The sequence below is a fragment of the Cellulomonas sp. WB94 genome, from assembly GCF_003115775.1.
Taxonomy (GTDB): domain Bacteria; phylum Actinomycetota; class Actinomycetes; order Actinomycetales; family Cellulomonadaceae; genus Cellulomonas_A.
The window spans coordinates 1-14522 of the sequence record NZ_QEES01000004.1 but is presented as its reverse complement, the minus strand read 5'-3'; the positions used below and the strand labels follow the sequence as shown (position 1 = coordinate 14522).

The window sequence follows — 14522 nt, the reverse complement described above, 5'->3', positions numbered from 1 at the left end:
ATGCCAAGATGGTTCATCGTCGTGTGGTTCTTGTCCCGTTCGGGGTGGGGGTTGCGTGGTGGTGGGTCTTGGTTGACTGAGGGATCTCTCCTGCCTCCGTGGGAGGGTTCCTCTACAGCCGAATTAACTGGTCCTGCCCTTTGGGGGTGGGGTCGTTTCGTGTGTCGGTTGCTCTGCCGCTTTGGTGGTGGGGTGCCATGTAGACATCTACGGAGAGTTTGATTCTGGCTCAGGACGAACGCTGGCGGCGTGCTTAACACATGCAAGTCGAACGGTGACGACGGGGCTTGCTCTGTCTGATCAGTGGCGAACGGGTGAGTAACACGTGAGTAACCTGCCCCCGACTCTGGAATAACCGTGGGAAACGACGGCTAATACCGGATATGAGACGCACGGGCATCTGTGTGTCTGGAAAGATTTATCGGTCAGGGATGGACTCGCGGCCTATCAGCTTGTTGGTGGGGTAATGGCCTACCAAGGCGACGACGGGTAGCCGGCCTGAGAGGGCGACCGGCCACACTGGGACTGAGATACGGCCCAGACTCCTACGGGAGGCAGCAGTGGGGAATATTGCACAATGGGCGCAAGCCTGATGCAGCGACGCCGCGTGAGGGATGAAGGCCTTCGGGTTGTAAACCTCTTTCAGCAGGGAAGAAGCGAAAGTGACGGTACCTGCAGAAGAAGCGCCGGCTAACTACGTGCCAGCAGCCGCGGTAATACGTAGGGCGCAAGCGTTGTCCGGAATTATTGGGCGTAAAGAGCTCGTAGGCGGTTTGTCGCGTCTGCTGTGAAAACCTGAGGCTCAACCTCGGGCTTGCAGTGGGTACGGGCAGACTAGAGTGCGGTAGGGGTGACTGGAATTCCTGGTGTAGCGGTGGAATGCGCAGATATCAGGAGGAACACCGATGGCGAAGGCAGGTCACTGGGCCGCAACTGACGCTGAGGAGCGAAAGCATGGGGAGCGAACAGGATTAGATACCCTGGTAGTCCATGCCGTAAACGTTGGGCACTAGGTGTGGGGCTCATTCCACGAGTTCCGTGCCGCAGCAAACGCATTAAGTGCCCCGCCTGGGGAGTACGGCCGCAAGGCTAAAACTCAAAGAAATTGACGGGGGCCCGCACAAGCGGCGGAGCATGCGGATTAATTCGATGCAACGCGAAGAACCTTACCAAGGCTTGACATACACCGGAAAAGTGCAGAGATGTGCTCCCCGCAAGGTCGGTGTACAGGTGGTGCATGGTTGTCGTCAGCTCGTGTCGTGAGATGTTGGGTTAAGTCCCGCAACGAGCGCAACCCTCGTCCTATGTTGCCAGCGGGTCATGCCGGGGACTCATAGGAGACTGCCGGGGTCAACTCGGAGGAAGGTGGGGATGACGTCAAATCATCATGCCCCTTATGTCTTGGGCTTCACGCATGCTACAATGGCCGGTACAAAGGGCTGCGATACCGCGAGGTGGAGCGAATCCCAAAAAGCCGGTCTCAGTTCGGATTGGGGTCTGCAACTCGACCCCATGAAGTCGGAGTCGCTAGTAATCGCAGATCAGCAACGCTGCGGTGAATACGTTCCCGGGCCTTGTACACACCGCCCGTCAAGTCACGAAAGTCGGTAACACCCGAAGCCGGTGGCCCAACCCTTACGGGAGGGAGCCGTCGAAGGTGGGACTGGCGATTGGGACTAAGTCGTAACAAGGTAGCCGTACCGGAAGGTGCGGCTGGATCACCTCCTTTCTAAGGAGCATCTGGCAGGCGCGTCGGTCCTTCGTGGCCGGTGGCGATGTCCAGGCCCATGCCCGGTCCGTCTGTGACTGGGGTGGAGCTCACGGGTGGAACATCGACTATGGCCGGCTCATCTGCTGGTCCTGGCTTAGTACTCCTCGGGTTTACCCGGGGGTGGAACGGGTGGGGCTGGAGGGGTGGTCGGCTGGGCACGCTGTTGGGTCCTGAGGGAACAGGCTGAGGCCGGTTCGCTCGGGTCACCCGGAGATCGTCTCGGTGGTCGTCGACCTGTGGTCGGTGGTTGTCGGGGGTGAGGGTGGCTGCACACGGGCCTGTCGGGTCCGGATGAACCGCCCCTTGAGCTGGTCTGCGCTGATGCGCGGGTGAGTGCGGGGGTAGGCGCCGGGGAGGACGGGGATCGTTCGTAGCTTGAGAACTGCACAGTGGACGCGAGCATCTTTATAGTTTTTGTGATCAAGTTTATAAGGGCACAGGGTGGATGCCTTGGCACTAGGAGCCGATGAAGGACGTAGTAGCCTGCGATAAGCCTCGGGGAGTTGGCAAACGAACCGTGATCCGAGGATTTCCGAATGGGGAAACCCCGCTGGAGTCATGTCCAGTGACCCGCACCTGAATATATAGGGTGCGTGGAGGGAACGCCGGGAAGTGAAACATCTCAGTACCGGCAGGAAGAGATATTCCGTGAGTAGTGGCGAGCGAAAGCGGATCAGGCCAAACCGTACACGTGTCAAAGCCGGCAGGCGTTGCGTGTGCGGGGTTGTGGGACCTTTCCGTTCGGACTGCCGTCCGATCAGGGAGTCAGAAAGCCGCGTTATAGTCGAAGGGCATTGAAAGGCCCGGCACAGAGGGTGGAACCCCCGTAGACGAAATGGCGTGGCCTCCCGAAGGGGATCCCAAGTAGCTCCGGGCCCGAGAAACCCGGAGTGAATCCGCACAGACCACTGTGTAAGCCTAAATACTACCTAGTGACCGATAGCGGACAAGTACCGTGAGGGAAAGGTGAAAAGTACCCCGGGAGGGGAGTGAAATAGTACCTGAAACCGTGTGCCTACAATCCGTTGGAGCCTCCCTAGCAGGGGTGACAGCGTGCCTTTTGAAGAATGAGCCTGCGAGTTAGTGGTACGTGGCGAGGTTAACCCGTGTGGGGAAGCCGTAGCGAAAGCGAGTCCGAATAGGGCGATTCAGTCGCGTGCTCTAGACCCGAAGCGGAGTGATCTAGCCATGGGCAGGTTGAAGCGCGGGTAAGACCGCGTGGAGGACCGAACCCACTTGGGTTGAAAACCGAGGGGATGACCTGTGGTTAGGGGTGAAAGGCCAATCAAACTCCGTGATAGCTGGTTCTCCCCGAAATGCATTTAGGTGCAGCGTCACGTGTTTCTTACCGGAGGTAGAGCTACTGGATAGCCGATGGGCCTCACCAGGTTACTGACGTTAGCCAAACTCCGAATGCCGGTAAGTGAGAGCGTGGCAGTGAGACTGCGGGGGATAAGCTCCGTAGTCGAGAGGGAAACAGCCCAGACCACCAGCTAAGGCCCCTAAGCGTATGCTAAGTGGGAAAGGATGTGGAGTTGCACAGACAACCAGGAGGTTGGCTTAGAAGCAGCCACCCTTGAAAGAGTGCGTAATAGCTCACTGGTCAAGTGATTCCGCGCCGACAATGTAGCGGGGCTCAAGTATACCGCCGAAGCTGTGGCATTCACACAATAGCTCAGCCCTTCGGGGTTCAGGCGTGTGGATGGGTAGGGGAGCGTCGTGTGGCGAGTGAAGTCGCGGGGTGACCCAGCGGTGGACGCCACACGAGTGAGAATGCAGGCATGAGTAGCGAAAGACGGGTGAGAAACCCGTCCGCCGAATGATCAAGGGTTCCAGGGCCAGGCTAATCCGCCCTGGGTAAGTCGGGACCTAAGGCGAGGCCGACAGGCGTAGTCGATGGACAACGGGTTGATATTCCCGTACCGGCGAAGAACCGCCCATACCGAACCCGGTGATGCTAAGCGCCCGAAGCCGTCCATCGTCCCTTCGGGGACACCGGACGGGGGAGCGCGCGACCCGAACCGGCAGTAGGTAAGCGTATTAACAGGGGTGACGCAGGAAGGTAGCCCAGCGTGGCGATGGTAGTCCACGTCCAAGGTTGTAGGGTGAGAGGTAGGCAAATCCGCCTCTCGTGAAGCCTGAGAGCTGATGGTGACCGCGAACGCGGGATGATTGGGTGATCCTATGCTGCCTAGAAAAGCCTCGGCGCGAGGTTCAAGCCGCCCGTACCCTAAACCGACTCAGGTGATCAGGTAGAGAATACCAAGGCGATCGAGAGAATCATGGTTAAGGAACTCGGCAAAATGCCCCCGTAACTTCGGGAGAAGGGGGGCCCGACGTGTGAACCCACTAGCTGGGGGAAGCATTGAGGGTCGCAGAGACCAGGGAGAAGCGACTGTTTACTAAAAACACAGGTCCGTGCGAAGTCGCAAGACGATGTATACGGACTGACGCCTGCCCGGTGCTGGAAGGTTAAGAGGACGGGTCAGCCGCAAGGCGAAGCTCAGAATTTAAGCCCCAGTAAACGGCGGTGGTAACTATAACCATCCTAAGGTAGCGAAATTCCTTGTCGGGTAAGTTCCGACCTGCACGAATGGCGTAACGACTTCTCCGCTGTCTCAACCGTGAACTCGGCGAAATTGCACTACGAGTAAAGATGCTCGTTACGCGCAGCAGGACGGAAAGACCCCGGGACCTTTACTATAGTTTGGTATTGGTGTTCGGTGCGGCTTGTGTAGGATAGGTGGGAGACTGTGAAGCCGGCACGCCAGTGTCGGTGGAGTCAACGTTGAAATACCACTCTGGTCGCTCTGGATATCTAACCTCGGTCCGTAATCCGGATCAGGGACAGTGCCTGATGGGTAGTTTAACTGGGGCGGTTGCCTCCTAAAATGTAACGGAGGCGCTCAAAGGTTCCCTCAGCCTGGTTGGCAATCAGGTGTCGAGTGCAAGTGCACAAGGGAGCTTGACTGTGAGACTGACAGGTCGAGCAGGGACGAAAGTCGGAACTAGTGATCCGGCGGTGGCTTGTGGAAGCGCCGTCGCTCAACGGATAAAAGGTACCCCGGGGATAACAGGCTGATCTTGCCCAAGAGTCCATATCGACGGCATGGTTTGGCACCTCGATGTCGGCTCGTCGCATCCTGGGGCTGGAGTAGGTCCCAAGGGTTGGGCTGTTCGCCCATTAAAGCGGTACGCGAGCTGGGTTTAGAACGTCGTGAGACAGTTCGGTCCCTATCCGCTGCGCGCGCAGGAAACTTGAGAAGGGCTGTCCCTAGTACGAGAGGACCGGGACGGACGAACCTCTGGTGTGCCAGTTGTTCCGCCAGGAGCACGGCTGGTTGGCTACGTTCGGAAGGGATAACCGCTGAAAGCATCTAAGCGGGAAGCCTGCTTCAAGATGAGGTTTCCATGGGACTTGTCCCGAGAGGCTCCCAGCTAGACCACTGGGTTGATAGGCCGGATGTGGAAGTGGGGACTCAAGACCCACGAAGCTGACCGGTACTAATAAGCCGACAACTTCATCACACCAACTTGTGTGCTACGCGTCCACTGTGCGGTTCCCGAGATACGAACGGGAACACCCGATTTCATATCTCCATAGAGTTACGGCGGTCATAGCGAGGGGGAAACGCCCGGTCCCATTCCGAACCCGGAAGCTAAGCCCCTCAGCGCCGATGGTACTGCACTCGCCAGGGTGTGGGAGAGTAGGTCGCCGCCGGACATCATTCAGAAAGAGCCACCCCGCAAGGGGTGGCTCTTTCTGTTTGTCCAACCCCGCTGGGTCAATCGCGCCCCATCCGGGGCGCCAATTGCGATGCGGTGTTGATTCTTGGCCCTGGTATTGCCGAGGTGAGATGTCTGTGCGGCAGGACCGTTTGGGCGGCCGCGTCGGCTCGGCACAGCCGCAGGTGGATCCATGCGGGGAGGCCACGCCGCGAGGGCCGGTTCTGGCCCGACTCGTGCCACTTGCCTTAGTGACCGGTTTCGAGTCGGTTGAGGATGGCGCGGGCGGTCTCGGTGAGGTCGGGGTCGAGGGTGAGGCGTTGGCCGTTGATCTCGATGGTTGCTGAGCGTGCGGTGCGCAGGGCCTGGACGATCTTCTTGATGCTCATGCCGGTGAGGTCTTGCAGATGGCGGGCGACGGCCAGGGCGGCGAACACCACCGTCAGGTGGGCTTCGATGGCGTCGCGTTGGTGGTGGAACACGGGCCGGGCTCGTAGGTCGGACTTGGTCATGCGGAACGACTGCTCGACGTGCCATAGGTCGTGGTAGGCCGCGATGACCGCCGCGCCGTCCATCGTGGCGGTCGGCAGGTTGGTGACGTAGCCCTTGAGGCCCGCCAACTGGCGGGCCCGGTCGATGGTGGCCTGGTCGAGTTCCTTGGTGGCTCCGGTGATCTTGAGGAACCGGGCCTTCTTCAACGGGGCGCGGCCGTCGGCGATCTTCTCGGCCCGGTCGATCATCGCGTTGATGGCCTTGTTGTCGTGCTGCTCGCGGGCGAACTTCCACTGGTAGACCACCCGCCGGGCCCGGGCCGCCTTGCCGGTGCCCATGTCCCGGGTCGATTCCAGGACCTGCCCGTCGGTGAAGTAGTTGCCGTGCCGTTCGAAGTGATCGGCCAGGTCGTAGGGGGCCCGGGTGATCCGCGAGCCGACGATGAAGCAGAACCCGGCGTCCTCCAGGGCGTTCAGGTTGCCCGCCGAGAGCATCCCGGCGTCGGCGACGACGACCAGGTCCGTGACGTCGTGCCGCTTGCCGAACGCGGTCAGTACGGGGATCAGAGTGGTCGTCTCGGCCTTGCTGCCCTCGAACAGGTGCACCTCGAGCGGGAACCCGCCCGGGTCGACCAGCAGCCCGACCTGAACCTGGGGGTCCACGCGGTGCTCCTTGCTCATCCCGACCCTGCGCAGCTCGTCCTCGTCCGGCCGCTCGAAGTGCAGCGTCGTCACGTCGTACAAGATCAGGACCGATGTCCCGGTGGTGCGGACCGAGTGCGCCCACGCGGCCCTGGCCAACGTGTCGCGGTAGTCCTGGGCCTGGCACCGGGCCAGCGACCGGAACAACGTGCGCAGGCTGACCGCCGGTGCGTCGAGTTCGTCCAGGACGCGGACGACCTCGGCCTTGGAGGTCGGCTCCACGATCCGTGCCAGGACCATCGCCCGGAACCCGTCATCGCCCAGGACGTCGAACCCCAGCCGGGTGTATTCGCTGGTCAGGACCTTCCACAACAGGTCCGCGGAGGTCCCCACGACCCGCCCACCTGCGGCGACGGCCGCAGGACGCCCACCGGCCGCCGGCGTCGCCGGCTGCAGGAGCAGTTCCGGTTCGGCGGTCCAGTCCGCGACGTCGTCCATCCGCGCCGGGACCACCAACAGGTCCCCGAGGTCCAGGGCGTCTTGGCCTGGGGACAGCCGCTCACGCGCTACGGCCAGCAGCAACGCGAGCTCGGCATCGCTATGCGCTGACCCGACGTGCTCGACCTGTTCGACCTGCCGGCCCCGGCGCGTGACGATCTGGACCGCGACCGCTCCCGAAGCGGTGCGGACCTTGCGCACGAACCGCGAGACCACCCCCGAAGGCTTGCACGACGAGGTTCTTAGTGACCACATCGCACCCGAGCGCACAACGAAACAGCAGGTCAGCGACCCGCGCCCACCCTCGAGGACCGAACGTGGCACGAGTCAGGTCTGGGTGGAGCCCGGCGCACACCGCGGCGCAGGGATGAGACCATAGAGGTTGCAGAACGATGAGGGGATCTCTTCAGATGAACAGTGACGGCCAAGGATCGCGCCCGGCCAACAGTGGCGCAGGACGGTTCGGTACGGGTCGCGGACCAGTGGGACGAGACCGCGCAGGTGCGAGCAGTGGCGGGGTGCGTCCGCGCCGTGTTGCCGGGTCCAGCTCTCGGCCGTCGCGCGATGCGGCTCCGGGTCGCTCCGCCGCTGCGGGCCAGACAGGCGAGCGCACGTTCGCGCCACGAACCGAGCGGCCGTCGCAGGATTCTCGCGCTTCCGGATCGGGCGCGCCCCGCTCGTCGGCTCGTTCCGGCGACGCGCCGCAGTCGAGCTCGCGCTGGGATGACCGCTCGGCAGGCCGTTCCGGTGGCGACGCCAACCGGCGCCCCGCCTCGCAGTCGCGTGGAGCGGCTGCTCCTTCCGGCTACCAGGGCCGGTCAGATCGGCCGGCCAATGGCGCCCGGTCGTTCGGAGATCGACCCGATCGCGCCGGTAGTGGCGAGCGTCGGACCTTCGGCGATCGTTCGGGTCGTCCGGACAGTGGTGAGCGTCGTTCCTTCGGGGACCGCGGCGAGCGCCCGGCGTCGGGTGACCGTCCGTTCCGTCCCGCGTCGGGTGACCGTCCGTTCCGTCCTGCGACTGGTGAGCGTCGCCCGTTCGGTGACCGGCCGGATCGTTCGGGTCGTCCGGACGCTGGTGAGCGTCGTTCCTTTGGGGACCGCGGCGAGCGCCCGGCGTCGGGTGACCGTCCGTTCCGTCCCGCGTCGGGTGACCGTCCGTTCCGTCCTGCGACTGGTGAGCGTCGTCCGTTCGGTGACCGGCCGGATCGTTCGGGTCGTCCGGACGCTGGTGAGCGTCGTTCCTTTGGGGACCGCGGCGAGCGCCCGGCGTCGGGTGACCGTCCGTTCCGTCCCGCCTCCGGTGACCGTCCGTTCCGTCCCGCCTCCGGTGACCGTCCGTTCCGTCCCGCCTCCGGTGACCGTCCGTTCCGTCCCGCCTCCGGTGACCGTCCGTTCCGTCCGGCGACTGGTGAGCGTCGTCCGTTCGGTGACCGGCCGGATCGACCGGCCCGTCCGGACAGTGGTGAGCGTCGTTCCTTCGGTGACCGCAGCGAGCGTCCCGCCTCGGGTGACCGGCCGTTCCGTCCGGCGACTGGTGAGCGTCGTCCGTTCGGTGACCGGCCGGAGCGTTCGGGTCGTCCAGACAGTGGTGAGCGTCGTTCCTTCGGTGACCGCAGCGAGCGCCCCGCCTCGGGTGACCGGCGGTTCCGTCCGGCGACTGGTGAGCGTCGTCCGTTCGGTGACCGGCCGGAGCGACCCGTGACGAGCGATCGGCCCGCGACCACGGACCGTCGCTCGGACAACGACCGTCCGGATCGCTCCGGGCGTCCGGCGACGAACGACCGCCGGCCGCCGGCCAGCGACCGTCGGCCGTCGGGGGACCGTCCGTACCGTCCCGCGAGCGGCGACCGTGCAGATCGCGGAACCGGACCAGCTCGACGCCCGGAAGGCGACCGCGGCGAGCGCACGTACGCGCCACGCAGCAGCGAGCGGCCCCCGGCGAGGTCCGGTGAGCGCCCCGAGCGTGCCGCATCGTTCGGTGGATCGCGTGACGAACCTCCTGCGCGTGACGAGCGTCAGACGCGAGAGGATCGCCCAGCGCGCGACGACGTCCGGGCGAGCCGTCCGCCGCAGCCGGATCGAGTTCCCGCTCCTGAGATCCCTGAGGACGTGCTGTTCTCGGACCTGGACCGTGACGTTCGCGCGAGGTTGCGCACCCTGAGCAAGGAGAACGCCGAGAACGTCGGGCTGCACCTCGTGATGGCGGGCCGGTTGCTCGACACCGAGCCTGAGCTCGCGTACGAGCATGCCCAGGCCGCTGTCCAGAGGGCCGGGCGGGTCGACGTGGTGCGCGAGGCCGCCGGTCTCGCCGCGTACCGCACGGGACGCTTCGCCGAGGCCTTGCGGGAGCTGCGGACAGTTCGCCGGCTCAACGGGTCATCCGAGCACCTGGCCGTCATGGCCGACTGCGAGCGTGGGCTGGGCAGGCCCGAGCGCGCTCTCGCTCTGGCGGACAGCCCGGAGGCAGCCGAGCTGCCGGCGGACGTCCAGATCGAGCTGGCCATGGTCGTCAGCGGGGCCCGTCTCGACCTCGGTGAGCCTGAGGCAGCTGTGGCTGTCCTCGCCTCGCCCGCTGTCCGGGCCGCGACCGGTGCCGTTGCGGCTCGTGTCGCCCAGGCTCGCGCCACGGCCCTCGAGGCTGCCGGGCGTCCCGACGCCGCTGCCGCCGAGCTCGCGGCGTTCTCGCCGGACCAGCTTGCGCAGGCGGCGGGGGACGTCGCGGACGACGAGGACGACATTGTCGCCTTCGATCTCGAGGACGAGTCCGGCCAGCAGGCTGACCAGGTCCGGGACGACGCCGACGACGTCGAGGCGGACGGGGACAACGTCGCCGAGCAGGAGCGCGCGGTCCCGGCCGACGAGCCGCAGGACCTGGGCGAGGCCGCCGTCGGCGACGGGAACGGCACGCCCGTCGATGGCTCCGCAGCGACGGAGAGCCCTTGGGAGGACGAGGCGTGACAGCGGGGCTGCTCGGCAGCGACATCCCCCTGGCCGACCGGTATGACGTCGCCCTCGTCGACCTCGACGGGGTGACGTATCTCGGTCACAAGCCGATCGACGGGGCAGCGGACGGCTTGGCGCAGGCGCGGGCCCGCGGCATGCGGCTCGTGTTCGTCACGAACAACGCTTCGCGCGAGCCCGAGTCGGTCGCCGGTCAGCTGACGGAGCTCGGGATCCCCGCCGAGCCGTCGGAGGTCATGACGGCGGCCCAGGCCGCGGCACAGGTGCTCACGACGCGACTCGCGCGCGGCGCGAAGGTGCTCGTCGTCGGGGGAGCGGGACTTCGGACAGCGGTGCGTGCGGTGGGGCTCACAGTCGTGGATTCCGCTGACGACGAGCCGGAAGCCGTCGTGCAGGGTTTCGCGCCCGAGGTCGGTTGGGCTCAGCTGGCGGAGGCCGCCTACGCGATCGAGCGTGGCGCCTGGCACGTCGCCAGCAACCTCGACCGGAGCCTGCCGACGGCGCGGGGTTTCGCGCCTGGCAACGGTTCGCTGGTCCTGGCCGTGCAGTCGGCGACGGGCGTCGTGCCCGACAGCGCGGGGAAGCCGTCGCCTGCCATGTACCGGATGGCGATCGAGCGCGTCGGCGGGAGTACTCCGCTCGTGATCGGTGATCGGCTCGACACCGACCTGGCCGGCGCGCGCGCGGGCGAGTATCCGGGTCTGCACGTCCTGACAGGGGTGAGCACGGCTCGCGATGACGTGCTCGCCATCCCGGCCGAGCGTCCGCACTTCATCGGCGCCGACCTTCGGTCGCTGCTCGTCGCGCATCCGGAGCCTGTCCGCGCTGCCGAGGGCTGGTGGACGTGCCGTGACGCGGGTGCACGGGTCGTCGGCGGGCGCCTCGAGCTGTCGCGATCACATGGCACCGGTGTCGAGGCTCGTGTCGACGTGATCCGGGCGGCGTGCGCCGCGGCCTGGTCCGCCGTCGACGCGGGCGAGACCCTCGACGCCGACTCCGTACCCGAGCTCGGTGTGGACAGCGACGGTTTCGTCGGCGCCGCCGGGTAGCGTGAGCGTGAGCCGCGCGGCAGACGCGCGCTCGAGACTGGCCCGTGGTTGACCGACGTGTTCGCGGCGGCTCCCACGTGGACATCCAGACGCAGGAAGGACGCCGGTGAACGGTTCGGACGAGAACGCGCGGGACGGCAACGCGACCGCAGTGACTCCCCTCCACGACCGCTCCGCCACCGGCGACGACGCTGTCGACGAGGCGCTGACGCGGCTCGCGACGCTCGACGGCGCCCCGCTGGCGCAGCACGTGGCCGTCTTCGATGCGGTGCATGCGGCCCTCCAGGACCGGCTCGCGGACACTGAGGGCTGAGACCACGTGACGACACGACTCGACATCGAGCTCGTTCGGCGCGGACTCGCACGCTCGCGACGGCATGCCGGCGAGCTCATCGCCGCGGGGCGGGTCGCCGTCGACGGAACCCCGGCCCAGCGCAGCGCGACCCCGCTCGCGGCGGAGCAGAGCGTCACCGTGACGACCGACGACGACCCCGGCTACGCGTCACGCGCGGGGCACAAGCTGGCCGGCGCGCTGGACGCGTGGGGGGTCGACGGTCCGGTCGTCATCGGCCGGGTGTGTCTCGACGCCGGGGCGAGCACCGGGGGATTCACTGACGTTCTGCTCCGGCGGGGCGCGGCACGGGTCGTCGCGGTCGACGTCGGGCACGGGCAGCTCGTCGCGGCGCTCCGGGCTGACCCGCGCGTGGACGTGCGCGAGGGCGTCAACGTGCGCTACCTGCAAGCGGGTGACGTGGACCCCGCCCCGGGGCTCATCGTCGCCGACCTGTCGTTCATCTCGCTGTCGCTCGTCCTGCCGGCGCTCGTCGCGGTCGCGGCTCCCGAGGCGGATCTCGTCGTCATGGTGAAGCCCCAGTTCGAGGTGGGTCGCGCGCGCCTCGGGTCGGGCGGGGTGGTGCGAGACGCGCGACTGCGGGCCGAGGCGGTCCTGACCGTCGCCCGCGCAGCGATCGGTCTCGGACTGGTCGTGGCGGGCGTCGTCGCGAGCCCGTTGCCGGGGCCGAGCGGCAACATCGAGTACTTCCTGTGGTTGCGTCGCGGGGTCACGACCGACTCCGAGGAGATGCTGCGGTCCCGCATCGACACTGTCGTCCTGAGCACGGAAGGAGGCTCGTCATGAGTCGACGTGTGCTCGTGGTGACCCACAGCGGTCGCGAAGAGGCGGTCGCGGCGACGGCAGAAGCGGTCAAGGCGCTCGACGGTGCCGGGTTCACGCCCGTCCTCGCCACGGACGACAGTCGAGCCGAGAACGTCGGAGAGCTCGAGCTGGCCATCGTGCTCGGGGGCGACGGCACGATCCTGCGAGCCGCCGAGCTGACACGAGGTCTCGGCGTGCCGCTGCTCGGCGTGAACCTGGGCCACGTCGGATTCCTCGCGGAGAGCGAGCGCGAAGACATCGGCGAGGCCGTGCAGCGCCTCGCGGACGGTGACTACGAGGTCGAGGAGCGCGGGACTCTTGACGTCCGGGTCCTGCTGCCCGGTGCCGACACCCCCGTGGTCGGCTGGGCGCTCAACGAGGTCACGCTCGAGAAGGGCGACGCGGCGCGCATGGTGGAGGTCGCGCTCGAGGTGGACGGCCGGCCGCTGTCGACGTTCGGGTGCGACGGCATCGTCGTGGCCACGTCCACCGGCTCGACCGCTCACGCGTTCTCGGCGGGTGGACCCGTCGTCTGGCCGGATGTCGACGGGATGATCCTCGTGCCGGTCGCCGCCCATGCCCTGTTCGCGCGACCGCTGGTGGTCGGGCCGTCGAGCGTCCTGGCTCTCGAGGTCGTGGCGCGGTCACCTGCGAACGGCGTGCTCATCTGCGACGGACGTCGCAGGGTGGACGTGCCGATCGGGTCGCGCGTCGAGGTTCGGCGCAGCGACGTGCCGGTGCGCCTTGCGCGGCTCACCCGGGCACCGTTCGCCGATCGCCTGGTGCTCAAGTTCCAGCTGCCGGTGGACGGCTGGCGTGGTCGCGGCGCATCGTCCGGACGGTCCAACGGGCGTGCCGTCGTGCGGGAGGTCTGAGGTGCTCGAAGAGATCCGCATCGAGAACCTGGGCGTGATCGGTCGTGCGCACGTCACGCTCGGCCCCGGTCTCACCGTGCTGACGGGCGAGACGGGCGCGGGCAAGACCATGGTGCTCACCGGCCTCAACCTCCTGCTCGGTGGGAAGGCCGACCCCACCACGGTTCGGACCGGCGCCGCTGCCGCGGCCGTCGAGGGCCGGGTCCTGGTTCCCGCAGGCTCCCCGGTGCTGGCGCGGGCCTCTGAAGCCGGTGCACAGCTCGACGACGACGGCGGCCTGGTCATCGTGCGGACCGTCGGTGTGGCTACGGCGGACGGCCCCGGGCGCTCACGCGCACACCTGGGCGGCCGGTCCGTGCCCCAGGGCGTGCTGGCCGAGCTCGCCGACGACCTCGTGACGGTCCATGGCCAGGCCGACCAGGCCCGGCTGCGGTCGCCCTCACGACAGCGCGAGGCGCTCGACGCCTTCGCGGGCAGCGCGCACGGTCTGGTCCTGGCCGAGTACCGGGACGTCTGGACCCGGCGGCAGGCCGTCATGGCCGAGCTCGCCACCCTCACCGACCGCGCACAGGACCGGGCTCGCGAGGCCGAGCTGTTGCGCCTCGGCATCGCCGAGGTCGAGCGGGTCGACCCTCAACCGGGCGAGGACATCACCCTGGCCGCGGAGATCGAACGGCTCTCGTACGCCGAGGACCTGCGCACGGCGGCGAGCGGCGCGCACGCTGCCCTCGTCGGTGACGACGGCTCCGACGTCCCGGAAGCCCTGGCTGCGGGCTCCGCCGTCGAGCAGGCTCGCCGGATGCTCGAGCAGGCCGGTGCGCACGATGCCTCGCTGGCGGCGCTCGCGACGCGTGTGGCCGAGGCGGGATACCTCCTGGCCGATGCCGCGATCGAGCTCTCCGGCTACCTGCAGGACCTTGCCGCCGACCCTGTGCGACTCGAGACGGCACAACGGCGGCGAGCCGAGCTGACCTCGCTCACGCGCAGCTACGGCGCCGATGTCGCCGAGGTCCTGGCGTGGGCCGACGCGTCCGGGCGGCGACTGCTCGAGCTCGACGGCGGCGACGAGCGACTGGCTGCGCTCGCCGACGAGCGCGATGCGCTGACGGCGCGGATCGACGATGCGGGAGCACGTGTCTCCCTGGCTCGCGCCGAGGCGGCAGAGGCGCTGGGCGCCACCGTCTCCGCCGAGCTGACGGGGCTTGCCATGGCAGGCGCGCAGCTCAAGGTCGAGGTCGCGCCTGCGGACGCACCCGGACCGCACGGCCTCGACCGGGTCGAGATGCTCCTCGTCCCGCACGCAGGAGCGCCCGCCCGGCCGCTCGGCAAGGGCGCGTCGGGCGGCGAGCTG

General features: G+C 66.9%; 7 protein-coding genes and 3 rRNA genes. 9 read left to right on the top strand and 1 reads right to left on the bottom strand.

Annotated features, from left to right (window positions below):
- Positions 1 to 206: 206 nt before the first annotated feature.
- From DDP54_RS14690 to rrf, 3 genes are all read left to right on the top strand, one after another.
- Positions 207 to 1729: ribosomal RNA gene (locus tag DDP54_RS14690) — 16S ribosomal RNA — on the top strand.
- Between the two features lie 460 nt (positions 1730 to 2189).
- Positions 2190 to 5299, top strand: a 23S ribosomal RNA gene (locus DDP54_RS14685).
- Between the two features lie 79 nt (positions 5300 to 5378).
- A 5S ribosomal RNA gene (rrf, locus tag DDP54_RS14680) occupies positions 5379 to 5495 on the top strand.
- Together the 16S, 23S and 5S rRNA genes form the textbook arrangement of a ribosomal RNA operon.
- A gap of 250 nt (positions 5496 to 5745) precedes the next feature.
- On the opposite strand, the gene DDP54_RS14675 is transcribed toward rrf, so the two are convergent.
- On the bottom strand, positions 5746 to 7344 hold the full coding sequence (locus DDP54_RS14675; protein ID WP_242448206.1) for an IS1634 family transposase: 1599 nt from the start codon (positions 7342 to 7344) through the stop codon (positions 5746 to 5748).
- A 1895-nt stretch (positions 7345 to 9239) separates the two neighbouring features.
- Between DDP54_RS14675 and DDP54_RS14665 the strand changes: the two genes are divergently transcribed.
- From DDP54_RS14665 to DDP54_RS14640, 6 genes are all read left to right on the top strand, one after another.
- Complete coding sequence (locus DDP54_RS14665) at positions 9240 to 10088, top strand: hypothetical protein (protein WP_242448499.1); 849 nt, start codon at positions 9240 to 9242, stop codon at positions 10086 to 10088.
- Entirely contained in the window at positions 10085 to 11140 is a 1056-nt protein-coding gene (locus tag DDP54_RS14660) for an HAD-IIA family hydrolase (RefSeq protein ID WP_109132758.1), read from the top strand. The genes DDP54_RS14665 and DDP54_RS14660 overlap by 4 nt, the downstream gene beginning before the upstream one ends.
- Positions 11141 to 11246: 106 nt before the next feature.
- Positions 11247 to 11453, top strand: a complete 207-nt coding sequence (locus DDP54_RS14655) for a hypothetical protein (RefSeq protein ID WP_109132757.1) — start codon at positions 11247 to 11249, stop codon at positions 11451 to 11453.
- Between the two features lie 6 nt (positions 11454 to 11459).
- The gene (locus tag DDP54_RS14650; protein ID WP_109132756.1) at positions 11460 to 12278 is read left to right on the top strand and encodes a TlyA family RNA methyltransferase; all 819 of its coding nucleotides are present in this window, start codon (positions 11460 to 11462) and stop codon (positions 12276 to 12278) included.
- A complete protein-coding gene (locus DDP54_RS14645; protein ID WP_109132755.1) occupies positions 12275 to 13171 on the top strand; it encodes an NAD kinase in 897 nt (298 codons plus the stop codon). Before DDP54_RS14650 ends, DDP54_RS14645 begins: the two co-directional genes overlap by 4 nt.
- A 1-nt stretch (position 13172) precedes the next feature.
- The coding region (locus tag DDP54_RS14640; protein WP_109132754.1) for an AAA family ATPase at positions 13173 to 14522 on the top strand (1350 nt) is incomplete at its 3' end.

Excerpts from the sequence above, each read along its gene's own strand:
- DDP54_RS14645 (WP_109132755.1), top strand. The coding sequence starts at position 12,275 with ATGAGTCGACGTGTGCTCGTGGTGACCCACAGCGGTCGCGAAGAGGCG.